Here is a 24,876-nt window from a genome sequence, read left to right on the forward strand (position 1 = left end):
GCGAGCTGTTGATCGGCGGGTCGGGCGCTCGCTCCCCAGGCCTTTTCTGGCGCCGTCGGCGGGTCGGGCGCTGGGCCCCCATACCCTTTCCGGCGAATGTCCTCCGGCGTCGGCCTGCGGCCGCCCCCTCCCCCTTTATTTCGCCTCCAAGGGCATGGGGGCCCAGCGCCCGACCCACCGACAGCGCCAGAAAAGCCTGGCTTCCCCTGCTCACCACAAGCCGAGCCCCATAGCAGTCGGTAGGCCCCTGGGCAAAATAAAGGAGGAGGCCGCCACGCGGCCGGGGGACATTTGCGCCAGGGGCCTACCGGCTGCTACGGGGCCCTCACGCTCGCGACCAGCCTGATCGGAGACGCCAGCCGATCCAAAGCCTGCACACCCGACCACCCGCGTAGCGTCGTGCTCGCGCTGCGACGGCCCTTGCAAAACGACGCATCCCCTCCGATGTGCGAACACCCAAAAAAAACGCCCCTTCCTGCGAAGGGGCGTCTCGGGTGCTGCGGAAACGGCAGACTCAGCGCTTGGCTTCGTCGGCGTTCTTCTTTGCTTCATCGGCCACGTCGCGTGCCTTGTCGGCCACCTTCTGCGCGGCATCGGCGGTGGCGTCGCTGGCGTGCACGCCTGCATCCTTGGCGGCCGTCTTGGCTTCGCCAGCCGCTTCGGAGGTGGCTGCCGCGGCGCGGTCGAGCGCCTGCTGGGTTTCCGCAGCGGCGCGCTCGGAGGCGGCAGCGGCATCGTCGGCGGCGTTGCGCGTGGAGGCGGCGGCCTTGTCCACCGCTTCGCGTGCGGCGGCGTTGGCGCTGTCGGCGGCCTGCGCGGCGTCATCGCGCGCCTTCTCCGCTTCCGGGCCTTTGCATGCGGCCAGGCCGAGCAGCAGGGAGGCGGCCAGCAGGGACGTGGTGAACGGACGAATCTTCATGGCGGTCTCCAGTACGGTGATCGTAGGGGAGGCCAGCCTATTCATGCCTGCGTGAAGACAGGGTCGGTGCGCACCGGCCATGCCCCCGGCCGGATCGCGCCCAAAGAAAAAGCCGCTGGCGAACCAGCGGCTTCTTCAGACTTGCGTGAAGAAAGAAGTTATTACTTCTTGGCTTCTTCAGCAGCGTCCTTGGCCTGTTCGGCGGTGGCTTCACCGGCCTTGGCAGCGTCTGCAGCGGTGTCGGCAGCAGCGTCGGTGGCAGCAGCGCCAGCCTGAGCAGCGGCGTCAGCCGAGGTGTTGGCAGCGGTGGCAGCGGTGTCGGCAGCAGCCTGGGCAGCGTCGGCGGTCTGGGCGCCAGCAGCAGCGGCCTGGTCGGCGGCGACCTGGGCGTCAGCGGCAGCTTCGTTGGCCGAAGCAGCGGCGTCAGCAGCCTGTTCCTGCTTCGAGCAGGCGGTCAGAGCCAGGCCCAGGGCCATCGCGATCAGCAGCTTGTTGATGCTCATTTGTGTGAATCCTCGTCGTTAGATTAGGCAACGCGCTATTGCGCGCCCGGCAACATGATGACAAGCCACGTTTGGCTGTCAAGCGATCGCGCATTCATTTTTGCGAAATGCGCGTTAAGTTCAATCAAATCAATTCGATGGCAATGGCCGTGGCTTCGCCGCCGCCGATGCACAGGGTAGCGATGCCGCGCTTTCCGCCGCGCGTGCGCAATGCGTTGACCAGCGTCACCACCAGGCGCGCGCCGGAAGCGCCGATCGGATGGCCCAATGCGCAGGCACCGCCGTTGACGTTGACCTTCTCGTGCGGGATGCCCAATTCACGGATCGGCGCCATGGCCACCACCGCAAACGCCTCGTTGATTTCGAACAGATCGACCTGGTCCAGACTCCAGCCCGCTTTTTCCAGCACCTTGTGCAGGGCGCCGATGGGGGCGGTGGTGAACCATTCCGGTTCCTGGGAATGCGTGGCGTGGGCCACGATCCGTGCCAGCGGCGTCACCCCGCGTGCAGCGGCGTCTTCTTCGCCCAGCAGCACCAGCGCGGCGGCGCCGTCGGAAATGCTCGAAGAGCTGGCCGCAGTGACCGTGCCGTCCTTCTTGAAGGCCGGACGCAGGGTCGGGATCTTGGCGATGTCCGAGCGGCTCGGCTGTTCGTCCTGGCTGAATTCAACCTCGCCCTTGCGGCCGGCCACCTTCACCGCAACGATTTCGTCGTCGAAGGCACCGGCGGCCTGCGCGGCCTGGGCGCGACGCACCGATTCGATGGCGAACGCATCCTGTTCCTCGCGGCTGAACTGGTACTTGTCCACCGTGCATTCGGCGAATTCACCCATCGCCTTGCCGTCGTAGGCATTGACCAGGCCGTCGTGGGCCATGTGGTCGACCGCCTGGAAGTTGCCGAAGCGGTTGCCGGTGCGCGAGTTGGGCAGCAGGTGCGGCGCATTGGACATCGATTCCATGCCTCCGGCCACCACGATGCTGGCCGACCCGGCCTTGATCAGGTCGTGCCCCAGCATGATGGCCTTCATGCCCGAACCACACACCTTGTTGAGCGTGGTGGCGCCGGTGGAGACCGGAATGCCCGCCGCGATCGCGGCCTGGCGCGCCGGTGCCTGGCCCAGGTTGGCCGGCAGCACGCAGCCCATGATGACTTCGGACACATCGCCCGCTGCGATACCGGACTGCTGCAGTGCCGCCGCGATGGCGCTGGCGCCCAGGGTCGGGGTGGGCACGCCGGTGAACTGGCCCAGGAAGGAACCGATGGCGGTGCGTTTGGCAGCGGCGATGACGATGTTGGACATGGGCAATCTCGTTGGTGCGTGAGCAGGTTTCAAGAGTGGGACCGCGTGCCATTGGCGGCAGCGGGTTTTCCCGGCAGACTGCGGACTACCGGCCAAGTATAGAGGCTTGGCACTGGCCGCCGGGTCAGGTCCAGGAGGACCGATCGGCGGCGATACCACCACGTCAACGGGGATGCAGGGATGAACAAGGCAGCAGTGGGGCGGTCGGTGCTGGTCACGGCCATGGCAGCGGTACTGGGCGCCTGTGGCGGTGGGGGCGGCGGTAACAATGTGCGCGTGGATCCGCCACCGGTGTCGCCCCCGCCCACTACGCCGCCGACCACGCCCCCGGTCACCCCGCCCACGCCCCAGCAGCCCGCGTTCGACGCGCACCTTGCCATCACCCAGGCCGGTGCGGCGCGCACCGCGGGCCTGGATGGCACCGGCGTGCGTATCGGCGTGGTTGATTCCGGCGTGATGCGCAACCATCCCACGCTGGCGGGCCGGGTGTTGGCCAACTACACCTACATCGATCCGCGCACCAACAACCTCAATGTCGACGACGTGGTCGGCCATGGCACGGCAGTGGCTGAACTGGCGGCCGGCAAGGCGCTCGGCAGCTGGCCCGGTGGCATCGCGCCCGGTGCACAGATCGTGTCGGCGCGCATCATCGCCGACCAGCGCCCCACCGACGACGGCTCGGGCAGCGGCAATGAAGTAAACGGCGCACTGGGCCTGGACCAGGTCCACCAGGACCTGATCAGCCAGGGCGTGAAGGTCATGAACAACTCGTGGGGCGGTCTGTACTGGACCAACCCGGCGGCCACCGCGCCCATCGCCCAGGAGTACCGCCCCTTCATCATCGCCAATGGCGGGTTGGTGGTGTTCGCCACCGGAAACGAGAGCAAGCCCAATCCCTCCAGCATGGCGGCGCTGCCCAGCCAGGCCGGTCCGGGCGGCACGCTGCCGGCGGCCGACCTGGAGCGCGGCTGGCTCAGCGTGACCGCGGTGGATTCCACCGATCCCAGCAAGCTGGCGTCCTACGCCAATGCCTGCGGTGTCGCCGCGCGGTATTGCCTGGCCGCCCCCGGCGCGGCGGTGTACGTCGACCCGGCGTCCACCAGTGCAACGCCGAACTACCTGTGGAACTACGGCACCTCCTTCGCCGCCCCGCTGGTATCCGGCGCAGCGGCGCTGGTGTGGCAGAAGTACCCGTATTTCAGCAACGATCTGGTGCGCCAGACCCTGCTGGGTACGGCCACCGATCTTGGCGCGTCCGGCGTGGACAGTACCTTCGGTTACGGCCTGCTCAACATCGCCAAGGCAATCAATGGGCCGGGCCGCCTGGACTGGGGCAACACCACGGTCAACGTCAACCAGGCGGGGCTGAACTCGGTCTGGAGCAACAGCATCACCGGCAGCGGCGGGCTGATCAAACAGGGTGTCGGTGCGCTGGGCCTGTCCGGTACCAACACCTACACCGGTGCCACGCGGATCGAGCAGGGCACGCTGGCGCTGCGCGATGGCGGGTCAATCACCTCCAACGTGCTGGTGGTGGCCCAGGGCGGCAGCCCGAACAACGCGGCGCTGCAGTTCATGACCGGAACCAGCCGGGTGAAGGGCGATGTCGACAACGGCGCCAGCGTCATCGTGCGCGATGCCAACAGCTCGGCTACCATCGAGGGCAACTACACCCAGCGCGCCGGCGCGCAGCTGATGATCGCGCTGGGAGCCGGCCCGCTCAATGTCACCGGCAGCGCGGCCCTGGCCGGCAATGTGCATGTGAGCAGCATCGTCAGCGGCTACGTGCCTGCCAACGGTCGCACCCAGACGGTGCTGCAGGTTGGCCAGGGCATCAGCGGGCAGTTCGATGGGGTCACCCACAGTCTGGCCCAGGCCACGTTGCTGCAGATGTCGCTGCAACAGAGCGCCACCACCGTCACGCTGACTACCGACCAGATCAACATCACCAGCGCCAGCCTCAGTGCCGGCGTGGGCGGGGCTGCGCTGGCGTCGGCGGCGCGGGTGGAGACCGCATTTGAAGTGCTCGATGGCGGCAGCATGGCCGGCAGTGCCTTCGCCAATGGTGCAGGTCAACTGCAGCAGGTGCAGGGCAACCAGGCACTGCAGGCCAGCCTGGACAGCCTGTCGGGCAAGGCCCACGCGCTGGCCACCGCGGCCACCTTCGACAGCGTCGACCTCAACCGCCGCGCGCTGTCGGCGCGATTTGGCCAGGTGCAGGGCGCACCCCGTCTGCGCGGTGCCTGGCAGAACCAGCTCGGCGAGGTCGGGCAGGGCAGCTTCTCTGCCAGCGGCGCCGACACCCGCGGCTGGATGATGGGCCAGGACATGGCCTTTGGCAGCAACGGTGTGCTTGGCTTCGCCTTTGGCGAGACCCGCACGCACAACAGCCGCGACTGGGGCAGTGACCGTGGCCGTGATCGCCAATCGCAGGCGCAGGTGTATGCCGGCTGGGGCACGGGGCGAGCCTATGCGCTTGGCCAGCTGGGCGCCGGCCAGTTCACGCGGGAAATCGATCGCCAGCTGCTGCTCGGTGCCGGCCAGTACGGGGTCAATGCCCGTTACGGCGGCCAGTTCACGGCGTCCAGCGTGGAAACCGGCTATCGCCTCGGCGATGGCCGCGCCTCGTTGACCCCGTACCTGGGGGCCGACTACGCCCGCGTGGACAGCGACCGCTTCAGCGAACAGGGCGGGCTGGGCTTCGGCCTGCGCACCCAGGGCGGGGTGAGCACGCGCAGCCAGGCACTGGCCGGCGTGCGCGCCGAACGTCAGTGGGGCAGCTGGGCGCTGCGCGGCTATGCCGAATGGCAGCAGCTGCTGTCCAGTGATGGGCTGGTGCAGGACGCCAGCTTTGTCGGCGTGGATGCCTGGGCGCCGATGGCGGGCCTGCAGCCGGCGCGGTCGGGTGGGCTGTTCGGCCTGTCGGTGGAATCGTGGCTGACCCGCAACACGCGGGTGGCGTTCGGTTACGACCAGCGCTTCGGGCCGCGCGGTGACCTGAGCCAGGTGGCGCTGCGCTACTCGGCTGCCTTCTGAGCACCCGGCCGCTGTCGGGGCGACCAACGTAACGGTCTGAAACGCAGAAGGGCGCGATGCAATCGCGCCCTTCTTCATGGTGCGGCAGAGCGGCTCAGTTGCCGCGCAGCGTGCCCAGTCGCGGCGTGGCCCGGCCCAGCGGCATCTTCAGCTTGCCGATGGAATGGATGCGCGTTTCGGCGATCTTGTCGGCCGCCCGCTGGGGCGCGATGCCCTCCTGCTGGGACAGGGCGAAGATCCGGCCGAGGTTGTGGTAAATGCTGCGGATCAGACGCATCGCGCGTTCGCGGTTGTAGCCGTCGATTTCCAGCGAGACATTCATCACCCCGCCCGCGTTGACCGCATAGTCCGGGGCATACAGGATGCCGCGCGCATGCAGTTCATCGCCGACCTCCAGGCTGGAGAGCTGGTTGTTGGCGGTGCCGCAGACGATCTTGCACTTCAACCGGGCCAGGGTCTGCGGGTTGATCGCCCCTTCCAGCGCGCACGGGGCGAACACATCGGCGTTGACGTCGTAGATGTCGTCCGGCTTCACGGCCTCGGCGCCGTATTCGGTGACCGCACGTTCGACCCGCGCGCTGTCCAGGTCGGTGACGAACAGCTTGGCGCCCCGGTCGCGCAGCAGCTTCACCAACTCCATGCCGATGTGGCCCAGGCCCTGCACCGCGATGCTGGTCTTGCCCACTTCTTCATGGCCCAGCTTGTGCTGCATCGAGGCCATCAGCGCCTGCAGCGCGCCATAGGCGGTGAACGGGGCCGGATCGCCGGAGCCGCCATGGACCTGGTGCACGCCGGTGACGTACTCGCTTTCCAGGTAGATGTTTTCCATGTCGTTGACATCGGTGCCCACGTCCTCGGCGGTGATGTAGCGCCCGCCGAGCGAGTCGACGTAGCGGCCGAACGCGCGGAACAGCACCTCGCTCTTGTCCTGGCGCGGGTCGCCGATGATCACCGCCTTGCCGCCACCCACGTTCAGCCCGGCCAGGGCGTTCTTGTAGGTCATGGTGCGGCTCAGGCGCAGCGCGTCGGCCAGCGCATCATCGGTGCTGGCGTACGGGCGCATGCGCACGCCACCCAGGGCAGGGCCCAGGGTGGTGTTGTGGATGGCGATGATCGCCCTCAGGCCGGCATCGCGGTTGTGGCAGAACACCACTTGTTCGTGACCGGAAGTTTCGAGGGTTTCAAATAACATGGTGGCTCCGATGGGGCGAACGGCTGGGAACAGCGTCGAACGCACCAGCAAAAGGTGGGTTGTAAAACAAAAAAAGCGACTTCGTCGGATCGGGGGACGGGTCGCGCGGCGCCATTCTAGTGCATTCCGCCGGAGGGTGTTGTCAGGGCTTGCCCCGACCCCGCGACAGGCATCGGCCCCGGTTGCGACGGCACGGGCCATTAAAGTTGCTGAAGATGGCGCCGATGCCGTGGCAACGGTGCGCAGTACCAGCAATGCCAGGACGGACGACGTGGGTGCAGTGACAACACAGAAGCAGTGCCGCCCAAGGCGGCCGCGCGGATGGACATGAACGTGATCGTGGCGGCGGGGCTGGCGGGAGCGGTCGCGTTGGGCGTGGCGGTGACCTGGCAGCGCAGGTGGCGCGCCTCCGCGCCGGCGGGGGCCGCGCGTGCGCGTGCGCCCGTGACGCTACCGACTGCGCAGCCCGGCACTGTCACCGCTACTGCCCCCGCCGAGGCGCTGCAGGCGGGCCTGCACGCATTGGCGCTGGTGCGGCGCAGTGGCGACACCGCCGCCGACGACCGGCACCACGATGGCGCGCTGCACGCGGCGGTGGTGGCGGCACTGGAGCAGCGCGACTGGTCGGCCCGGCAGCTGCCCCGGCGCCCGCAACTGCTGCCGCAGTTGATCCAGACGGTCAACGACAGCGACGCTTCGGCCCGCGCGATGGCCGCCATCATCGGCCAGGACCCGGTGTTGACCGGCAACCTGCTGCGCATTGCCAACAGCCCGGTGTACCGCCTGCAGTCCAAGCCGGTGGACAGCCTGCAGCGGGCGGTGACGCTGGTGGGTACCGAGGGTATCCGCCTGATCATCAGCGCGGTGCTCGTGCAGCCGGTGATGCAGGTGCACTGCGAGGCCTTCCCGCAGTTCGGCACGGTGATCTGGGAGCACGCGCTGCTTGCCTCGCGCGCGGCGGCCGATCATGCGCGGCTGGTGACCCATGAAGACGCGTTCGCCGCGCAGTGGCTGGGGCTGACCCAAGGCCTGGGCGCGGCGTTGGTGATGCGGCAGTTGCTGGACGCCTGCGCCGCGCAGGACGGGGCGCTGCCATCGCGCGCGCTGGCCATGCAGTTGCTGGATGCCTGGACCTTGCCCGTGGCCGGGCGCATCGCGGCGGCCTGGGAACTGCCGGGTGCGGTGCACGAAGCGCTGCTGCGCGACGCCGGCACTGCCGAGGGAGGATTGTCGGCCAGCCTGCGCTTCGCGCGGGCGGCGGCCGCCGCCAGCCTGCTGTGCCGGCATGGCCGGATCGGCCAGGCCCAGGCGCTGGCCATCCTGGAACAGCAGCACGGCACCCCGCCGCACGCGCTGCAGTGGATCTGGCGGCGCCTGCATGGGCGCGCGGTGGAAACCCTGGACGCCGACGAGGCGGAGGCCTGAGGGCAGGGCGGGGCGCAGACGGCGTCTGCCGCCAGCGCCCGGTTACAGCTGTGATTCCAGCGGCAGCCAGCTGATGGCGCGTGCGCTGGCCCGCAGCCAGAACGAGGTGTCCGGTTCCCGATCGAGCAGTACCGGTGGCTGGGCGGCCCGATCCAGCCAGCGCACCCGGTCCTGTGCGTCCAGCGTTACCCAGTAGCTCTGCGCCGGGTCGGCCAGACGCAGGTACTCGGCACGCAGTTGCGCGCCCAGCACCGCATCGTCGAACAGCACGCCCATCTCGGTGTTGAGGTAGGCCGAGCGTGGGTCGAGGTTGAACGAGCCGACGAAACCGCGCCGGTCATCCAGCAGGAAGGCCTTGGTGTGCAGGCTGGCCCCGCTGCTGCCGAACAGGCCGCTGCGGTCGCCATAGCCGTGCGCCTTCAGTTCGTAAAGGTGCACGCCACTGCGCAGCAGGGGTGCCCGGTAGTGCATGTAGCCCCCGTGTACGGCGGCGACGTCGTTGGCCGCCAGCGAGTTGGTCACCACCCCGACCAGGGCGCCGCGCTTGACCATGGCGCCCATGCCGTCGGTGCCTTCCTCACCGGGCACGAAGTACGGCGAGATCAGCAGCGCCTTGTGGCGGGTGGCCTGCATCTCGCTGACCAGCCGGGTGACCAGCCAGTTCGACGTGTCATCGCGGCGGTGCTTCATGGCCGGGTCGGAGACGATCTCCACGTTCGGTGACCAGTGCAGCTCGACCGCGTCGCGGTAGTACGAGCGCGCCGACTGCGATTGCTGGACACGGCGCAGGTACGGCTGGGCGACATCGCGCCTGGCTTCGTTCTCGGATTCGCGCACCAGCAGGCGCAGCTGGGCCGGGGTGTGGAAGGCCAGCGCGGCGATTGGAACGGCGGTTTCGCTGTTCCAGTACTCGTCAAAAATACGGTTGGCCTGGTCTACCGCATGACCGGCAACCAGCAGGTCCAGATCGCGGAAGTTCACATCCGACCGCGCGCTGAAATACTCTTCGCCGATGTTGCGGCCGCCGACGATGGCCACGCGACCATCGGCGATCCATGCCTTGTTGTGCATACGATGGTTGACGCTGAAAAAGCGCTGCACCATTTCCACCAGCCGCCACAGCCCGGTGCGGTTGCGGAAGGGGTTGTAGAGGCGGATTTCGATGTTGGGATGTTCATCGAGCGCCATCAGCAGGGCATCCTTGTCCTGGGCATTCATGTCATCGAGCAGCAGGCGCACCCGCACGCCGCGTTCGGCGGCCTGGTACAGGGACTGCGCCATCAGGTGGCCGATCAGGTCGTCGTGCCAGATGTAGTACTGCAGGTCCAGGCTGCGGCCGGCATGGGCGGTGATGACGGCGCGCGCGGCGTAGGCATCCAGCCCGTCGGCCAGGAAGGCGACACCGCTCTGGTCGGGGTGGCTGGCCTGCAGGCGGGTCAGTTCGCGGTCGATGACAGTCTGCGCCGGCTGGACCGGCAGTACGCTGCTGGGGGCGCCCATCGCCTTCGGGGTCAGGTGGTCGGCCAGCAGCAAGCCGCTGAGCACCAACAGCACCAGCACCGCGAGCACGATTCCCAGCCAGCGCAGCATCCGGCGCCAGAGCGGTTTTCGTTCAGTCATGTGCCGATGCTAAGCCGGGCGTGCGTGCACGGCGAGTGCCGGGCGCGCACGGCCGCATCAGAAGCGTTCGTCGGGCGCGAGGTAGCGCCACTGGCCGGGCACCAGCTTGCCCATGGCGACGCGGCCGATGCGCAGGCGGCGGACGCTGACGACGTCGAGCCCGACCTGGCGGCACATGTCGCGCAGCTGGCCGGGCTGTACGGGTTTGATGGCAAAGCGCAGGCGGGTTTCGTTCTGCCAGCTGACCTTGCATGGGGGCAGGGGCCAGTTGCGGAAGCTGAGGCCATGGGCGAGGCGCTTCATGCCATAGGGCGCCAGTTCGCCACTGACTTCGACCAGATATTCCTGTTCGAGGGTGGCGCCGCGATCCTTGAGGTGGGACACGACGCGGCCGTCCTGGCTGACGACGACCAGGCCGCTGTCTTCGTCGGCAAGGGGCATGACCAGTTGCAGGGCGTGGAAATGGCGCTGGAGGAGGGTGACGCCGGTGGCGTCCAGTTCGCTGTGGCTGTCGGGGGTGACCAGGGCGCACAGTTCGTCGGCACGCATGCCGGCGGGTTTGTGCAGGAGCATGCTGACGGTTTCGGTGCGGGTGGCTTCGGCGTTGTCGCGCAGGACGATGGTTTCGTCGGTGACCAGGGTCTGCGGTTGTTCGACGACCGTGCCGTCCACGGTGACCCAGCCGCCTTCGATGTAGCGCTGGGCGTCGCCACGGGAGCAGCCGATGAGGCTGGTCAGGCGTTTGTCGAGTCGGATCGGGTCGGTCATGGGGCTGGCAACGAAAAGCGGGATACGGGCGAGGAGTGTACTGGGTGTGGGTGGGTGGGGGGGGGTGGGCCCGGCTGGGCCGGAGACGGAGCCGGAGCCGGAGCTAACAGCCAAAGCCACAGCCACAGCCGGTTGGCCGGGCGGCTTGGGTTGGCTGGGGGTGGGTTGGCGGGACACGCCGTGAATCCATCCCTGGAGGCTCGTGGGCGCCATCCATGGCGCCCAACGGTCCCGCCAACCCACCCACCCCCAGCCCCGACAGTTGGCTGGTGGCCTTTTGGGGGAGGCAACGGCGGATGGCGATCGGACGGCTTTTGGGCCGGCGGGTGACTTGGTGGCTGGGTGCTCGGCCGGAAGGCCGAAGCTGATGTCTGATCTGAATCTGGTTTTTTGGATTTGATTTCTAATATGAATTCAATTTGAAATTGAATTTGAAATTGAAATATAAATTTGAATAGAAATTCAAATTAAAATTCAGATTGAAATCGAATTCTGAGCTTTGGCTCTGGCTTGGCTTTTTCCTGCTTTCGCCCCCGCTTCTAGCTCTTCATAGGCCACCGGCGGTCTGTCTGGGGTGGGGGTGTGTGGGTTCGCGGGACCCTGAGCCGCATGGATGCGGCGACGGAGCTTACATGGACGTACTTGCAGCGTGTCCCGCGAATCCACACACACCCACCCAATCCAGCGATCGTTGCGCCAGAAGCAGTTGCGGTTGCGGTTGCGGTTGCTGTTGCTGTTGCTTCGGCTCCGCTTCGGCTCCGCTTTGGCTTTGCGCGGAGCCGGCCAGCGGCCGGCACTACCTGACAGCCGGCCAGCGGCCGGCACTACCGCGCACCCACCGGCCAGCGGCCCGCAGCAGCGCGTCGGGTGGTCAGCGGGTGGGGCGCTCCAGGTGGGTCAGGTACAGGCGCAGATCGAATTCCAGCTGGTGGTAATCCGCTTCCATGTGCGTGCACAGCTGGTAGAACGCCTTGTTGTGGTCCGATTCCTTCAGGTGGGCCAGCTCGTGCACTACGATCATCTTCAAGAAGGGCGCTGGGGCCTCGCGGAAAACCGTCGCGATCCGGATCTCGCGGCTCGCCTTCAACCGGCTCCCCTGAACCCGTGACACCGTCGTGTGCGTGCCCAGCGCATGTTTCAGCACCTGCAGCCGGCTGTCGTAGACCACCTTGGACAACGGCGCCGACTGCCGCAGATAGCGCTCCTTCAGCCCCTGCGTGTAGTCGTACAACTGCCGATCGTTGCGCACCGTGTGCAGGTCCGCGTAGCGCTTTTCCAGCCACGGCCCCAGGCGGTCGCCCGCGATCAGCTCGCGCACCTGCTGCTGCAGGGCCTCGGGGTAACCGGCTAGGTACTTCAGGGCGGTCATGGACGACGGTTGGGGCTGGGCGGGCAGACCAGTATGATGGCCTCCGGAATCCCGCAACAACAGATGCAAGCGTATGGCGAAGGCAAATCCCCTGCAGGAGCAGCTGCTCAAGGCCGGGCTGGTCAAGAAATCCCAGGTCTCCCAGGCCGCCCGTGAACAGGTGAAAGCCCGCCACGGCAAGGCCCCGGTCGCGCCCAGCGAAAGCCAGCGCGAGGCCGAGCGCCTGCGTGCGGAAAAAGCCGAGCGTGATCGCGCGCTGGAAGCCGAGCGCAAGGCCAAGGCCCACGCGCAGGAGCTGCTGGCCCAGGTCCGCCAGATCATCGAGGCGCACAAGGTCAAGCGTGAGGGCGAGAGCGAATACCGCTTCAACGACGGCACCGTGATCCGCACCCTGCTGGTCAACAACGTGCTGCGCCGGCAGCTGGCCTCGGGCAGCCTGGTGATTGCCCGCCACGGCGAGGGCTTCGAACTGCTGCCGCGTGCGGCGGCCGAGAAGGTCCGCGAGCGCGACGCGAGCGTGATCGTGCTCGACAACAGCCAGCCCGGCAGCGAGCCGAGCACCGGCAATGCCGAGGATGATGCGTACTACGCCCAGTTCCAGGTGCCCGACGACCTGGTCTGGTAAGCGCTGCCTGAAGCATTCACCCGGCGCCGTGCGCGTTCAGCCCCACGTCGGCTGGCCGCGCCGGGCCGGGTCTATGCTGGTGGCCTGACACCGGCATGGGAGACACATCATGGCGACAGGTTGGGCAGGCGACGGCGCGGTGCAGGACCAGATCGACGCCACCGTTGACGACGCCATCCAGCGCGCCCGCGCGCAGCTCAAACAGGGCCCCGGGCTGACCCACTGCGAACACTGTGACGCGCCCATTCCCGAGGCGCGGCGCAAGGCCGTGCCCGGCGTGCGGCTGTGTGTGCGCTGCCAGGAAGAAGACGACGCGGCCCAGCACGAAAACGGCGGCTACAACCGCCGCGGCAGCAAGGACAGCCAGCTGCGCTGACGCGTGCGGGTCGTTCTCCTGTCGTGCGTCGCGGGAGGCGTGAACGGTGCTGCGCCGACCTCGATGGACGGCAGCCCTATGCGTGGTTGAGATCACCGCGACGCGCCATACTGGTGCGAGATAGCACCCTCTACCAGGCGCAGGCGGATGACCACCGGGCATGAAGACGAGCCTCTCCATCGATTGTCGTCATGGATTGGAACCGAGGACTCGAACTGGACCCACTACAGCAGCGAACTAGTCGCAAAGACAGTGCTGGTGGATTTCAGGGACCGGCAATGGGACCAGTTGCAGAGTGAGATATTGAATCAGCCTGAGTACTGGCAGCACCGTTGCGCAGTAGCGCTGGGGCAAGACAGGACGGAGCGCGCCATCGACATCATGAAGCTGCTGCTCGTTCATTCGCAGCATCGAAACGTGAGGGTAGAGGCGGTTTACGAACTGGACTGGGCCGAAGTAGCCCTGGAGAGCGACTATGGGCCGCTGATTCGGGCTCTTATCGCATCCACCCCGCTGGATGAGATCGAGCCTGAGTTCTATAGCCTGCTGGCAAAAGCCGATGCAGCAAAGCACTGAGTGACGTCGCACAGCGGGGCAGCTCGACCCGGCGTATGCCTCCATCGCTCATGGAGGCGGCGGCTGGGCCCTGTTGGATGCCCACGAAAGTGCGACGCCCTCAACCGTCCCCCTGAATCCCGCCCGGTGCCTGCGACGGATCACGCCAGCGGCGCACGGTGCGCTGGAAGAACATGTTGTTGGGAATCTGCAGCACGGTCCCCTCGTGGTGACCGTCGGTTTCCTGCAGCGTGGTGTAGATCAGGTTCACGTCGATCACGCGGCCCTTCAACCCCGGCTTCTCGCCGTTCTCCAGCAGCTCGATGTAGTCGTGCAGGCGGAACGGGCGCGTGGTGAAGATCAGCAGCGTGCAGAAGATGTTGGACAACACGCTCCAGGCGGCGAAGAACGCCACCGCACCCACGGCGGCAAAGCCGGTGAAGGCGGTCCACAGCACGCTCGCCTTGACCCCGACGATGCTCAGGATCACCAGCAGGGCGGTTGTATAGACCACGAAACTGAAGGCACGGCGCACGCCCATGATCATTTCCGGAGGCAGCGTGTAGTGCTCGCCGACGCGGCGCATCAGCCGCCGCGCGACCAGGCGCAGCAGCCAGGCGGCCAGCAGGGTCAGCAGGATCTGCAGGGCAGGAACCCCGTAATGCAGCCATTCGTGGGTCCAGGTAGGCAGATGGTCTTTCATGTGCAGCGTGGATCCTTGCAGCGATAGTGCGTCGAGCCCCTATCTTAATGCGGCTGCGCGCCGAGGGCCGCCCCCGTCGTTCAAACCACGGGCTGCGATGCCAGCCGTGCGATCAGTACCGAGGCGCAGACCGGGTCATGCGCGGCATATTGCACGCACAGGTCCGGTTGCGGCGACACCGACAGGCGGACAGTCACCGGGCTCCAGGGAAGGGTGCAGCTGCTGGCCAGCGACAACAGCAGGACGAGGCAACTGGTGGACATGGCGATTCCTTGGCGATGGCCCGTGGGGGTACGCAGGCTTGGATGCGGGCGGCGGCCAAAAGGTTTAGAACCGGCACCGGCGAACATCGCGGCAACCGGTTTAAACCTTTTCGCTGGACCCCGCATCCAACGGATATGCTCAACGCCACCATGCCCGCATCCCGTGCCCCGACCGAGGCCGATCCCGCCGACGACCACGCCCTGGTCCGCGCCGCGGTCGCGGGCAACATGGCCGCCTACGAACAGATCTACCGACGCCATTCGCCGCGCATCTACGCCGTGCTGTGGCGGTTGTGTGGCGGCCACGCCGCACGCGCCGAGGATGCCCTGCAGGACGCATTCCTGCAGGCATGGAAGGCGTTGCCGGGGTTCCGTTTCGACAGCAGCCTGGCCACCTGGCTGCACCGGCTGGGGGTGAACGCGGCGCTGATGGAACTGCGCGCCAGTGCGCACTGGCAGCTGACCGATGCCGGCGAGGAAGGGCACGACAGCCTGGCCACGCTGGTGGCGGTGGACCGCTGCGCGGGCACCACGCTGGACCTGGAGCGCGCGCTGGAAACCCTGCCGCCGCGCGCCCGTGCGGTGCTGGTGCTGCATGACATAGAAGGCTGGAAACACCACGAGATCGCCGAGCAGCTGCAGATGGCTGTGGGCAGTTCGAAGGCGCAGTTGCACCGTGCACGCGGACTGTTGCGCGCACGCCTGGGAGAAACCGCATGAACGACATGAACCACCCCGACAATTCCGATGAGCTGCAGGCGCGGTTGCGCGCGCTGCCGGCCGAGCGGCTGCCGCCGGCACGGGTATGGCAGGGCATTGCCGCGCAGTTGCCGGCCATGCCGATGCCCGCGCCGGCACCGGCCGCCGTGACCGTGTTGGCCCGGCGCCGACGCTGGCCGCTGCGGGTTGGCCTGGGCATGGCCGCCGCACTGGGCCTGCTGATGGTGGTGCCGACACCGGTGCCGCAGACCCCGCCGCCGACGCTTGTGCAGCGCCAGGCCGAGGCGATGGTGGCCGAGTACCAGCAGGCGATGGCGACCCTGCCCACCGCCCAGGTGGGGGGCGAATGGCAGCCGGCGCTGCGCGAGCTGGACAGCAGTGCCGACCATATCCGCGCCGCCCTCAGTGAAAACCCCCGCTCGCGCGTTCTGCTCGGGCAACTGCAGCGCACCTACGCGCTGCGCCTTGAACTTACCCAGCAGGCCGTGATGGCCGCTGGCCTGCCATCCTGAAGGAGACACCACCATGCACCATTCATTGCGTCTGATCGCAGCCCTGGCCCTGCTGCTGCCGTTGGCGGCGCAGGCGGCCACCCGTGTCGATGAGCGCGCCCCGCTGGGAGCGGGCGGGCGCGTGGAAGTGAGCAACATCGCCGGCAAGGTCAGTGTGCGCGGCTGGGACCGCAACGAGGTCGCGCTGACCGGTTCGATGGCCGATGGGCTGACGCTCAAGCAGGACCGCAGCGCCAACCGGGTGCGATGGGAGGTGGTCTATCCGCGCGGTCGGAGCAACGGCGGCGCAACGCTGGAACTGCGGGTGCCGCGTGCGGTGGAAGTACAACTGGGGACGGTCAGCGCAGACATCGATGTGGCCGACGTGGACGTGCGGCGGTTGCAGGCCAATGCGGTGAGCGGCGGCATTTCGGCCGCCGGGCGCAGCGGTGAGACGGCGTTGACCACGGTCAGCGGTGGGATCCGTTCACAGGTGCAGACGCCGCGGCTGGACCTGCGGGCGGTCAGCGGCGGGATCCAGGCCGGCGGCGGTGCGTCGGGCGAGGTGGCGCTGGAGACGGTGTCGGGCAGCATCAAGGTGGACGCGGGCCGGGTGCAGCGGCTGTCGGCTGAAGCGGTGTCGGGCAGCGTGACGGTGGCGGCGGCCGGGTTGGCGCCGGGCGGCAAGGTGACGTTGCAGACGGTGAGCGGGTCGATCGGGCTGCAGTTGCCGCGGTCGGTGTCGGCGCAGCTGAGCGTGAAGACGTTCAGTGGCGACATCCAGTCCGATTCGGGCACGGTGGAGCGGCCGCGGTACGGGCCGGGCCGGAGTCTGGATGCAAAACTGGGGGGCGGCGACGGCGACATCGCGATCAATGCCCATTCGGGCAGCGTGCGGGTGGGGCTGGGCGGGCGTTGAATGCGGCCCCCGCACCGGCACGGGGCCGGTGCGGACGGCTGCAGGTCAGCCGGTTTTCTTCAGTGCCAAGGTGTTGCCAAGCACTTCGATCTTGCCACCGCCCTTGCGGAACGCGGCCAGGTCGGCTGCGATGCTGGTGCTGTTGACGGCCGTGCTGGAACCCTGCTTACGGTCGACGCGAACGGTGTTGCCTGCCTTGGGGGAGGTCTTTGGCGTACGAGCCATGGATGCTCCTGTCATGGTTGGAACGAGGGAAAAAGCGTCGACAGATCGTGCTGTTGTCGACGGTAGTCCTGCCGCACAAGGCGGCAGTCATCGCCGCCCATGTCAAACTGGCGGCAGATGGCGGGACGCTGCGAGTAGATGGTGCAGCGCAGGTGATAGGGGTCGATGGCGGCGCACCAGCCTTCGTCGTTGCGCGCCATGACGGTGCGGCCGGCTTCGTCGGTATCCAGCAGGTAGCTGGGTACGTTGTCGTCGGGCATGACGGTCACCGACATCCGGCAACAGACCGCGTCACAACGGCGGCAGTCGATGGGGTCGGGTTCGGCAGCGGTAACTGGGGCTGGTACAACCAGGCGTTCGCCCAATCGGATATCTCTTGGCGGCTCAGGGCGCTACATGCTGGGAACGAGCCGGATCACAGCGTAAAAGCGATCCCGGCGCCCGGGACATGTCCAAGGCGGCAGCATCGAGAAGGACGGTGGCCTGTACTAGGCCCGGGACGACGTGCGCATTGCGCATTGACGCCGAAAGATGATAGCGCTTTTGGCGTAACGTTTTGTTAATGCTCGCGGGTGCTGGGGCGAAACCCTTGCGGGGCCTGGCTTTGCGCCTTCCTTGCCTTCCCTTTGATGGGGGTGGGAGGGGTGGAATTCAAGAGCGAAGGGCAACGTCCAGAGCCAGGTCCAGGTCCAGGTCCAAAGCCAGAGCCGAAGCCGAGGCCGAAGCCGAAGCCGAAGCCGAAAGCCTTGGGCTCCGTGGTCCTGGGTGGGGCGCGTCGTGTGTGGGTTGGCAGGGCACGCTGCAAGTACGTCCCTGTAAGCTCCGCCACCGCATCCATGCGGTGGAGGGCCCTGCCAACCCACACACGACGCACCTACACACTAGGTCGGTGCGCAAGGGAATAGCGGGAGCAACGGCAGATAAGCCGTTTTGGCTGGCGGGCTGGGCACGCAAATCGATCTGTAGCGTGGCTGCGGCTGCGGCTGCGGCTGCGGTCTAGGTGTGGGTTCGGGTGTGGGCGTGGCAAGGGCAGCGGGAGTGGCAAGGGCAGCGGGAGTGGGCGCGCCTGTAGCTGTTGCCTTGGCTTTTGCAGTGGCTTTTGCGGTGGCCGTTGCCGTTGCAGTTGCCGTCGCTTCGAAAGTGCCGAGCTACGCTCGGCATCCTCCCCCCCCAAAAAAAGCTGCGGTGCTTTTTGCATGCGCACCGGCCAACTATCGAGGGGCGGGGTGGGTGAGGTTGCGGGGCCCTCCACCGCATGGATGCGGTGGCGGAGCTTACAGGGACGTACTTGCAGCGTGCCCCGCAACCTCACCCACCCCGCCCAAATCAGAAGGCCGTCAGCCCCGCCGTAGATTCACCGCTGTTCCGCAGCCGCCCATGCCAACCCGTGGACTACGCCGAAGGAGGGGTTGCCGCGGATCAGGGTTGCGCCCGGGAATGCTGCCGCCACGGCGTCCTGCAGGTACCCCGCGCGCGACATCCCGCCGGTCAGGAACACCGCGGCCGGGTCGTGGCCGATGTCCGCGCGCACCTGCTCCAACAGCGTCGTCAGCTCGGCCAGGTAGTTGCCCGCCGCCGCTTCCAGCCGCGCGCGTTCCACCTGCACCGCCATCCCGCGCTCGATGAAATCCAGCGCACTCTCATGCGCCACCGCGCTGCTCAGCGCGATTTTGCACTGCTCCACCTCACGGTACAGCCGCGCCGTGTTGCCCGTGTCCTGCAGCGCCTGCAACCGCTTGCCCCACGGCGCTTCCGCATCGCGATAGGTGTGCTGGCGGAAATCGCGCTGGCGGGTCATGTCCTGCACCATCGCCGCTTCCACATAGTGGTGCGCCGGCACCCGGCTCACGCCGCGGCCGAACAACGGCATGTACGCGCCCAGGCTCAACGCCAGATCGATATCCGTACCACCGCGCGCAATACCCCACGCGCGGTGGATCTTCGGGGCGTGCTGCCCACCCACCCGCGCGTGCGCGATATCGGTCGTACCGCCGCCGATGTCCACCACGATGGCCTCGTGCTCCTGGGCACTTTCGGCGTGGTAATGCATCGCCGCCGCGGCCGGCTCCTCAAGGAAATCCACATCGTCAAAGCCCGCCGCGATCGCCGCGCTGTGCAGGATCTCCAGCGCCTGGTCGTTGCCCGCCGCGCCGATCGAACTGCGGAACTGCACCGGGCGCCCCAGCGTGGCCGTGCGGACCGGGCGGTCCAGCTGGCGCGAAGCGGTCAGGCGGATGTGTTCCAGGATGTGGGTGGCGATGCCGGTGATGGTCTGGCGCGCGCGCGGATGCAGGTTGTAGCCCAGCATCGACTTCGGGCTCTGCACCAGGTTGCCCTCGTTCTCTTCGAAATAGGCTTCCAGCGCCTCATCGCCATACACCGCGTTCTGCAGCAGCTTGGTCGAGGTCAGCGGCGCGCGCATCTGCTCTTCCATCCACTGCCGGCGCACCACGCGCAGCGCTTCGCGGCGCAGGGCGTCGTGGGCGCGTTCCTGGCCGGCCGCACGTGCATCGCGCGCGGCGGCGTCGATCAGCCGGGCCAGCTCGTGTTCCAGCGCCGGGGTCAGCTCGAAGTCGTTCGGGTCGCGCATCACTTCCGGGAAATACACCGTCGTGCGGAACTGCTCGGCCTGGCCGAACTGGATCGGCACGACCCTCCCGTCCACCACCGCGGCGGCGGCGGAGTTGCTGGTACCAAAGTCGATGCCGATTTTCATGCGGGGCCGGGCCGGAGGTCAGGGGGCGCGCACTGTGCGGCAAGCGGGCCAGCGGTGCAAGGGCCGGAAGGCGGGCGGTTACAATAGGGGTTGTTCAGTTTTCGAAGGCTTCACCATGTCTACCGCTCCCGCCTGCCCGCAATGCACCCTGGAAAACACCTACGCCGATGGCGCGCTGTGGATCTGCGCCGACTGCGGGCATGAGTGGACCGCCGCCGAAGCCAGCGCCGGGGGCGTGGTGGTGCGCGACAGCAACGGCAACGTGCTGGCCGGGGGCGACACCGTCACCGTGATCAAGGACCTGAAGGTGAAAGGCTCCTCCATCCCGCTCAAGCAGGGTACGGTGATCCGCAACATCCGCCTGGTCGAAGACGACGCCGAGCATATCGAAGGCAACTCGGACAAGATCAAGGGCCTGGTGTTGAAGACCTGCTTCCTCAAGAAGGCCTGAGCCGGGCTCAGTTGACCGCCGCGGTGCCTTGCCGCAGGCGGTGCAGGGTGTCCAGTTTGGCCTGGTACTGCGCCTTGAGGAAATCGGCGTTGGTGCCAGCCAGGTCGCGCGCCTTGGACATTTCCACCGAGGCGCGACGGTTGTCGCCGGCCAGGAAGTAGGCGCGGGCCAGCCCGAAATGGAACTGGTGCGCGGTGCCGTACAGGCTGATCGCGCGCCGGTAGGCACGGATCGCGTCGGCATAGTCGCGGCGCTGCTCGGCCTCGTTGCCGAGGCGGAACTGCACGAACGGATCGCTGCGCTGCACCTGCTGCAGGCGTCGGGCGAGCAGGCCGGCCTGGCGGGTGTCGCCCATGCGGCGGTACAGCGCGCTGGCGTTGGTCAGGCTGGCGGCATTGCGCGGCTTGAGCCGCAGCGCGGTGCGGTAATCGCGCTCGGCATCGGCCAGGTTGCCGCTGCGCGCATCCAGCACGCCAAGGTTGTTCCAGCCCGCCACGAATGCCGGGTCCTGCGCCAGCGCGGCCTGGAAGTAGGCGCGTGCCTGCACCAGGTCGCCCTCGCTCATGCGCATGGCGCCGCGGTTGTTGTAGAAGTGCGCCAAGGCACGCGGCTGGTCGATCTGCTGCGGGCCGTAGCGGTCGTAGAGCACGTTGCGGTCCAGGTCTACCAGGGCGATGCGGCCGTCCAGGTTCACCCCGGCGTTGACGTGCCCGATGTTGTAGATGGCGCCCTGGTCTTCATACCAGGTGACCACCTGGGCCACCTCCTGCACGCGCGCATCGATGCCGGCCGCGCGCGCCAGCGTCACGAACATCAAGGTGAAGGACAGGCAGTTGGCACGCCGGTTCTGCCAGGTTTCGGTCAGGGTCTGGGTGGCATACGGGTCGTAGGACAGGTGCATGGCGTCTTCGTCGAAGATCATGTGCACCAGCCGCTGTACGCGCTGCTCGCGTGAGTAGACCGGGGCGATCACCCGCTGTTTCAGCAGTGCCTGCAGCTCCGGCGGTATCGCCAGGATCTGTTCAGGCGTCGGCGGGGGGGCGGCGGTCCACGGTGCGGGCGCGGGGACCGGCGCAGCGGCGGCGGCCGGCAGCGCGGGCAGCGCCGACAGCAGGGCCAGCACACACAGCATTCTCCAGGCGGACATGTCGCTCACCTCGCGGGGACGGTCGTTGCCGACTTCAGTCTAGGCCTGCGCGAGGCGGCCGGGGTGCCGTCCGTCGGCGCGATCGCCATCCACAGTCGGTGTGGACCAGCCATGGGCAAACCTGTGGATAAGCCGGTGCACGCGCCGTGCGGCGGGCCTTCGCGATGGGTGGTCAAAAAACTGCCAGCGGCGCCTGCTTGCCAGCCGCTGGCAGGAACGCCACTGTTGGCCCATGCGCTTTGAACCGATGACCTTGCCAGCGGCCATGCAGGCCGACCTTGAAGCCGCCTACGCGATGCCGGCGCGGGCGTACCACAATTTCTCGCACGTGCAGGCGGTGCTGCAGCACTGCCGCGCGGTGGCCGACGGGCCGGGCTGGGAGCACCCGCGCGAGGTGCAGTTGGCCGCGCTGTACCACGACGCGATCTACGACGCCGGGCGCAGTGACAACGAGGCGCGCTCGGCGGTGATGGCGCGCGAGGCGATCCAGCGCTGGCTGCCTGACGCCGGCATCGACGTGGCCCGGGTGGTGCAGCTGATCGAACTGACGGCCCGCCACGGCGCGTTGGGGGCAGCCGACATCGATGCGGAGGCGGCCCTGTTCCTGGACTGCGACATGGCCATCCTGGGGGCGCCGGCCGCGGTGTTCGACGCCTATGACCAGGGCATCGCCGAGGAGTACGCCGGCCACGTGCCCGGGTTCCTGTTCCGACTCAACCGGCGCCGCTTCCTCAAGCAGCTGCTGCTCAAGCCGCGCATTTTCCTGAGTGCGTTCTTCCATGCGCGGCTGGATGCCGCCGCGCGCGCCAACCTGCGCCGCCGCATCGGATAATGGCGGCGGGCGCCGGTCCGGCGCCCTCGTTCTCCCACCACCACGTCCCGTCCGCCCATGTCCCTGCCTGCCGTTTTCCCTGATCCCGACCCGCGTCCGCAGCCGCCCGAAGAGCCCGGCCCCAACGAGTGCTGTGGCAGTGGCTGCCCGCTGTGCGTGCTGGATCTGTACAGCGACGAGCTGCAGCGCTACCGGGCCGCGCTGGCGGCGTGGCGGGTGCGCCACCCCGACGCTACCGACTGAGCGGGCGGCCGGATGACCATTGCGCCTGCTGCACACGGTGTATCGCCCCGGCACGGCCATGCCGCGCTGGCGGCGGTGGCGGCGCTGAGTGTGTTTGCCGCCACCGCGCTGTGGCTCCAATGGGCACGCCAGGATCTGGACTGGGTGCAGGCCACGCTCAGCCTCTACCTGCACGGCCCGGGCGGGCTGGCGTTGCGCAGCGCGTACTGCGTGCTGGCGATGGCGATCATGCTGCTCGCCTGGTCGCTGCACGCCGGCAGCCGTTCGCCCCGGCGCAGCAGTGCCGCACCGCTGTTGTTCTGCGTGGCCGGGCTGGGCCTGATGGGCGTGGCGATCGGCGACAGCTGGTTGCCGGCGCTCGCCCCGCTGCTGGCGCCGCTGGTGCACGCGGTGGCGGCCAACACCGCGTTCCTGTGCGTGAGCGTGGCCATGCTGCTGCAGAGCTGGTACCTGCGCGCCGACCCGCTGTGGTCGCGCTGGGCGGCCCCGGCCTGGTGGTGGGCCTGGGGCTGCTTCGTGCTGCTGTGGCTGCACGTGCTGTGGCGGGGGCCGCCGCGCGGGGCGGGGCAGAAGCTGGTGATTGCCGCCGTGGTGGTGTGGCTGCTGGCGGTGGCGCTGCGCCAGTGGCGGCACGCGCGCCGCCGGGCCGGTTGAGCGGCGCGAAGTTGCAGCCAGTCTGTGTACATGCCGTTGCCGGGGGACCGGCGTATCGTGGCGAGGACTCTTTTGGGATGCGTAACGATGCGGCGAGCCGGGTGGGGGAAGGTTCTGGGTCTGGTGATCGGGGGCTGGGTGTCGATGGCAGCAGCCGCGACCCCGCAACAGGTCAGCCATGGGCGGTTCCAGCAGGTGCCGGTGTACCTGCCCGACGGCCACCCGCAGCGGGTGGTGGTGTGGTTCGACGGCGGCCACGAGCGTGAGCGCAGCCGCGGGCGCATCGACGCCCTGCGCGCACAGGGCGCGCTGGTGGCCCAAGTGGACGTGGCCCGGCTGCGCCAGGTACTGGCCAAGGAAGGCAGTGGCACCTGCGCATTTGGCGCCGGTGACGTGGAGAATTTCTCGCGCTGGTTCCAGGCCTACCTGCACGTACCCGGCTACCACCTGCCGCTGATCGGCGGTGATGGCGAAGGGGCCGAGCTGGCCTACGCGGTGGCCGCGCAGGCCGATACGCAGGTATTCGCCGGCCTGCTGACCACCGGCTTCTGCCCCGACCACGCGCGCGAGCGCAAGGTCTGCGGTGCGGGCAGCAGCCATGGCCGGCTGCAACCGGCCGAGCTCAATTTTCCGTGGTTGAACGCGGCGGGCGAGAACCATTGCACCGCCGGCAACGCGGCCGCATTCGTGCGCAAGGTGGCGACGGGGCGTGATTTCCAGCGCACCGCCGACGGTGACGACCTGCCGGGGCTGTTGGCGGCCGCGCAGGTAGTCGGGGCGCAGAAGAGCGTGAGCCTGGCGCCGCCGCCGGATGCGCTCAAGGGCCTGCCCGTGGTCGAGGTGCCTGCCAGCAAGCCTGGCGACACGTTCGCCATCTTCGTGTCCGGCGACGGTGGCTGGGCCGGACTGGACAAGGAAGTGGCGGCGGCGCTGGGCGAGGCGGGGGTGCCGGTGGTCGGCGTGGATTCGCTGCGCTACTTCTGGACGGCACGCACCCCGGAAGGCTTCGCGCGCGACCTGGAGCGCATTGCCAGCCACTACAGCCAGCAATGGCAGCGCAAGCGGGTGGTGCTGGTCGGGTTCTCGCAGGGCGCCGACGTGCTCCCCGCGGCGATCAACCAGCTGTCCCCGGCCACGCGCGCCAACGTGGCGATGATCGGCTTGATGTCGGTCGGCAAGAACGCCGACTACGAGTTCCACGTCAGCAACTGGCTGGGCGGTGGCGGCGGCGGCATCCCGATTGCGCCGGAGATCGCCAAGCTGCCGGCGGGCAAGACGCTGTGCCTGTATGGCGAAGATGACGACGACGCACTGTGCCCGTCGCTGCCGACGGGCAACGCGCAGGTGATCAAGCTGCCGGGCGACCACCATTTCAAGGGCGACTACGACCGCCTCGCGCAGACGCTGCTGGACCACCTCCCCGCCCGGTAGAGCCGACCGTTGGTCGGCTGCCGTAACACCGCACAGGTAGAGCCGACCGTTGGTCGGCTGCCGTAACGCTGCGCAGGTAGAGCCGACCGTTGGTCGGCTGCCGTAACGCTGCGCAGGTAGAGCCGACCGTTGGTCGGCAACCGTAACGCCGCGCAGGTAGAGCCGACTGTTGGTCGGCTGCTGTAGCGCCGCGCATCAGAGCAGCCGACCAACGGTCGGCTCTACCGGCTCGGGTCCAGCGCCATCCGCCGGGTGTAGGGCGTGGCGATGATCGGCTTGATGTCGGTCGGCAAGAACGCCGACGACGAATTCCACGCCGCTTGGCGCAGACGCTGCTGGAGGGTAGAGCCGACCGTTGGTCGGCTGCCGTCACGCCGTGCGGGTAGAGCCGAC

Annotated in this window: 26 protein-coding genes; 13 read left to right on the plus strand and 13 right to left on the minus strand. The window is 68.0% G+C overall.

What is annotated here, in order from left to right; translation table 11 throughout:
• Positions 1 to 514 precede the first annotated feature (514 nt).
• The 3 genes from DX03_RS05525 to DX03_RS05535 all read right to left on the minus strand — a co-directional run bounded on the left by DX03_RS05525 (position 515) and on the right by DX03_RS05535 (position 2,722).
• Positions 515 to 919, minus strand: a complete 405-nt coding sequence (locus DX03_RS05525; RefSeq protein WP_038687022.1) for a hypothetical protein — start codon at positions 917 to 919, stop codon at positions 515 to 517.
• A gap of 161 nt (positions 920 to 1,080) precedes the next feature.
• Positions 1,081 to 1,422, minus strand: a complete 342-nt coding sequence (locus DX03_RS05530) for a hypothetical protein (protein ID WP_038687024.1) — start codon at positions 1,420 to 1,422, stop codon at positions 1,081 to 1,083.
• Positions 1,423 to 1,546: 124 nt separating this feature from the next.
• Positions 1,547 to 2,722 (minus strand): thiolase family protein, encoded by a 1,176-nt coding sequence (locus DX03_RS05535; RefSeq protein WP_038687026.1) that lies wholly within the window; start codon positions 2,720 to 2,722, stop codon positions 1,547 to 1,549.
• A gap of 180 nt (positions 2,723 to 2,902) precedes the next feature.
• Here DX03_RS05535 and DX03_RS05540 point away from each other — a divergent pair, with 180 nt between their 5' ends.
• Positions 2,903 to 5,758, plus strand: coding sequence for an autotransporter serine protease (locus tag DX03_RS05540; protein WP_038687028.1), 2,856 nt, complete (start codon positions 2,903 to 2,905; stop codon positions 5,756 to 5,758).
• A 94-nt stretch (positions 5,759 to 5,852) separates the two neighbouring features.
• On the opposite strand, the gene DX03_RS05545 is transcribed toward DX03_RS05540, so the two are convergent.
• A complete protein-coding gene (locus DX03_RS05545; RefSeq protein WP_038687030.1) occupies positions 5,853 to 6,950 on the minus strand; it encodes a Glu/Leu/Phe/Val dehydrogenase dimerization domain-containing protein in 1,098 nt (365 codons plus the stop codon).
• A gap of 327 nt (positions 6,951 to 7,277) precedes the next feature.
• On the opposite strand from DX03_RS05545, the gene DX03_RS05550 reads away from it, so the two are divergent.
• Entirely contained in the window at positions 7,278 to 8,375 is a 1,098-nt protein-coding gene (locus DX03_RS05550; protein ID WP_342342001.1) for an HDOD domain-containing protein, read from the plus strand.
• A gap of 42 nt (positions 8,376 to 8,417) precedes the next feature.
• On the opposite strand, the gene DX03_RS05555 is transcribed toward DX03_RS05550, so the two are convergent.
• From DX03_RS05555 to DX03_RS05565, 3 genes are all read right to left on the minus strand, one after another.
• Complete coding sequence (locus DX03_RS05555; protein WP_038687034.1) at positions 8,418 to 9,995, minus strand: phospholipase D family protein; 1,578 nt, start codon at positions 9,993 to 9,995, stop codon at positions 8,418 to 8,420.
• Positions 9,996 to 10,052: 57 nt separating this feature from the next.
• A complete protein-coding gene (locus DX03_RS05560) occupies positions 10,053 to 10,763 on the minus strand; it encodes an rRNA pseudouridine synthase (RefSeq protein WP_038687036.1) in 711 nt (236 codons plus the stop codon).
• An 871-nt stretch (positions 10,764 to 11,634) separates the two neighbouring features.
• Entirely contained in the window at positions 11,635 to 12,132 is a 498-nt protein-coding gene (locus tag DX03_RS05565; RefSeq protein WP_038687037.1) for a M48 family metallopeptidase, read from the minus strand.
• 73 nt (positions 12,133 to 12,205) lie between these two features.
• Between DX03_RS05565 and DX03_RS05570 the strand changes: the two genes are divergently transcribed.
• From DX03_RS05570 to DX03_RS05580, 3 genes are all read left to right on the plus strand, one after another.
• Positions 12,206 to 12,757 carry a DUF2058 domain-containing protein gene (locus DX03_RS05570; protein WP_038687039.1) on the plus strand — a complete coding sequence of 184 codons (552 nt, stop codon included), beginning with the start codon at positions 12,206 to 12,208 and terminating at the stop codon, positions 12,755 to 12,757.
• Positions 12,758 to 12,866: 109 nt separating this feature from the next.
• Positions 12,867 to 13,133, plus strand: coding sequence for a DksA/TraR family C4-type zinc finger protein (locus DX03_RS05575; protein WP_038687041.1), 267 nt, complete (start codon positions 12,867 to 12,869; stop codon positions 13,131 to 13,133).
• 147 nt (positions 13,134 to 13,280) lie between these two features.
• Positions 13,281 to 13,709, plus strand: coding sequence for a hypothetical protein (locus tag DX03_RS05580; RefSeq protein ID WP_038687043.1), 429 nt, complete (start codon positions 13,281 to 13,283; stop codon positions 13,707 to 13,709).
• Positions 13,710 to 13,809: 100 nt separating this feature from the next.
• Here the strand turns inward: DX03_RS05580 and DX03_RS05585 are convergent, their stop codons facing one another.
• Positions 13,810 to 14,391: a mechanosensitive ion channel family protein gene (locus tag DX03_RS05585; RefSeq protein ID WP_038687045.1), complete on the minus strand. Its 582-nt coding sequence runs from the start codon at positions 14,389 to 14,391 to the stop codon at positions 13,810 to 13,812.
• An 80-nt stretch (positions 14,392 to 14,471) separates the two neighbouring features.
• Complete coding sequence (locus DX03_RS05590; protein WP_038687047.1) at positions 14,472 to 14,654, minus strand: hypothetical protein; 183 nt, start codon at positions 14,652 to 14,654, stop codon at positions 14,472 to 14,474.
• Positions 14,655 to 14,789: 135 nt separating this feature from the next.
• On the opposite strand from DX03_RS05590, the gene DX03_RS05595 reads away from it, so the two are divergent.
• From DX03_RS05595 to DX03_RS05605, 3 genes are read left to right on the plus strand one after another with little or no spacing between them, the layout of a single operon-like run.
• Positions 14,790 to 15,374 carry an RNA polymerase sigma factor gene (locus DX03_RS05595; RefSeq protein WP_038687049.1) on the plus strand — a complete coding sequence of 195 codons (585 nt, stop codon included), beginning with the start codon at positions 14,790 to 14,792 and terminating at the stop codon, positions 15,372 to 15,374.
• A complete protein-coding gene (locus DX03_RS05600; RefSeq protein WP_038687051.1) occupies positions 15,371 to 15,886 on the plus strand; it encodes a hypothetical protein in 516 nt (171 codons plus the stop codon). The genes DX03_RS05595 and DX03_RS05600 overlap by 4 nt, the downstream gene beginning before the upstream one ends.
• Positions 15,887 to 15,899: 13 nt before the next feature.
• Positions 15,900 to 16,784 carry a DUF4097 family beta strand repeat-containing protein gene (locus tag DX03_RS05605; protein WP_038687053.1) on the plus strand — a complete coding sequence of 295 codons (885 nt, stop codon included), beginning with the start codon at positions 15,900 to 15,902 and terminating at the stop codon, positions 16,782 to 16,784.
• 45 nt (positions 16,785 to 16,829) lie between these two features.
• On the opposite strand, the gene DX03_RS05610 is transcribed toward DX03_RS05605, so the two are convergent.
• From DX03_RS05610 to DX03_RS05620, 3 genes are all read right to left on the minus strand, one after another.
• Entirely contained in the window at positions 16,830 to 17,009 is a 180-nt protein-coding gene (locus DX03_RS05610; RefSeq protein ID WP_038687055.1) for a hypothetical protein, read from the minus strand.
• Positions 17,010 to 17,020: 11 nt separating this feature from the next.
• Positions 17,021 to 17,320, minus strand: a complete 300-nt coding sequence (locus DX03_RS05615) for a YkgJ family cysteine cluster protein (protein WP_081797314.1) — start codon at positions 17,318 to 17,320, stop codon at positions 17,021 to 17,023.
• A 1,043-nt stretch (positions 17,321 to 18,363) separates the two neighbouring features.
• Complete coding sequence (locus DX03_RS05620) at positions 18,364 to 19,725, minus strand: Hsp70 family protein (RefSeq protein WP_038687057.1); 1,362 nt, start codon at positions 19,723 to 19,725, stop codon at positions 18,364 to 18,366.
• Between the two features lie 115 nt (positions 19,726 to 19,840).
• On the opposite strand from DX03_RS05620, the gene DX03_RS05625 reads away from it, so the two are divergent.
• Positions 19,841 to 20,176: a zinc ribbon domain-containing protein YjdM gene (locus DX03_RS05625; protein WP_038687058.1), complete on the plus strand. Its 336-nt coding sequence runs from the start codon at positions 19,841 to 19,843 to the stop codon at positions 20,174 to 20,176.
• A gap of 7 nt (positions 20,177 to 20,183) precedes the next feature.
• On the opposite strand, the gene DX03_RS05630 is transcribed toward DX03_RS05625, so the two are convergent.
• Entirely contained in the window at positions 20,184 to 21,323 is a 1,140-nt protein-coding gene (locus DX03_RS05630) for a tetratricopeptide repeat protein (RefSeq protein ID WP_038687060.1), read from the minus strand.
• A gap of 232 nt (positions 21,324 to 21,555) precedes the next feature.
• On the opposite strand from DX03_RS05630, the gene DX03_RS05635 reads away from it, so the two are divergent.
• From DX03_RS05635 to DX03_RS05650, 4 genes are all read left to right on the plus strand, one after another.
• Entirely contained in the window at positions 21,556 to 22,155 is a 600-nt protein-coding gene (locus DX03_RS05635; RefSeq protein WP_038687062.1) for an HD domain-containing protein, read from the plus strand.
• Positions 22,156 to 22,212: 57 nt separating this feature from the next.
• Positions 22,213 to 22,398 carry an oxidoreductase-like domain-containing protein gene (locus DX03_RS05640; protein ID WP_038687064.1) on the plus strand — a complete coding sequence of 62 codons (186 nt, stop codon included), beginning with the start codon at positions 22,213 to 22,215 and terminating at the stop codon, positions 22,396 to 22,398.
• A gap of 12 nt (positions 22,399 to 22,410) precedes the next feature.
• Entirely contained in the window at positions 22,411 to 23,052 is a 642-nt protein-coding gene (locus tag DX03_RS05645) for a DUF998 domain-containing protein (RefSeq protein ID WP_051598749.1), read from the plus strand.
• Between the two features lie 87 nt (positions 23,053 to 23,139).
• Positions 23,140 to 24,483, plus strand: coding sequence for a virulence factor family protein (locus DX03_RS05650; protein ID WP_038687065.1), 1,344 nt, complete (start codon positions 23,140 to 23,142; stop codon positions 24,481 to 24,483).
• The last annotated feature ends 393 nt before the right edge of the window (positions 24,484 to 24,876 follow it).

This window comes from Stenotrophomonas rhizophila, from assembly GCF_000661955.1.
GTDB classification, from domain to species: domain Bacteria; phylum Pseudomonadota; class Gammaproteobacteria; order Xanthomonadales; family Xanthomonadaceae; genus Stenotrophomonas; species Stenotrophomonas rhizophila.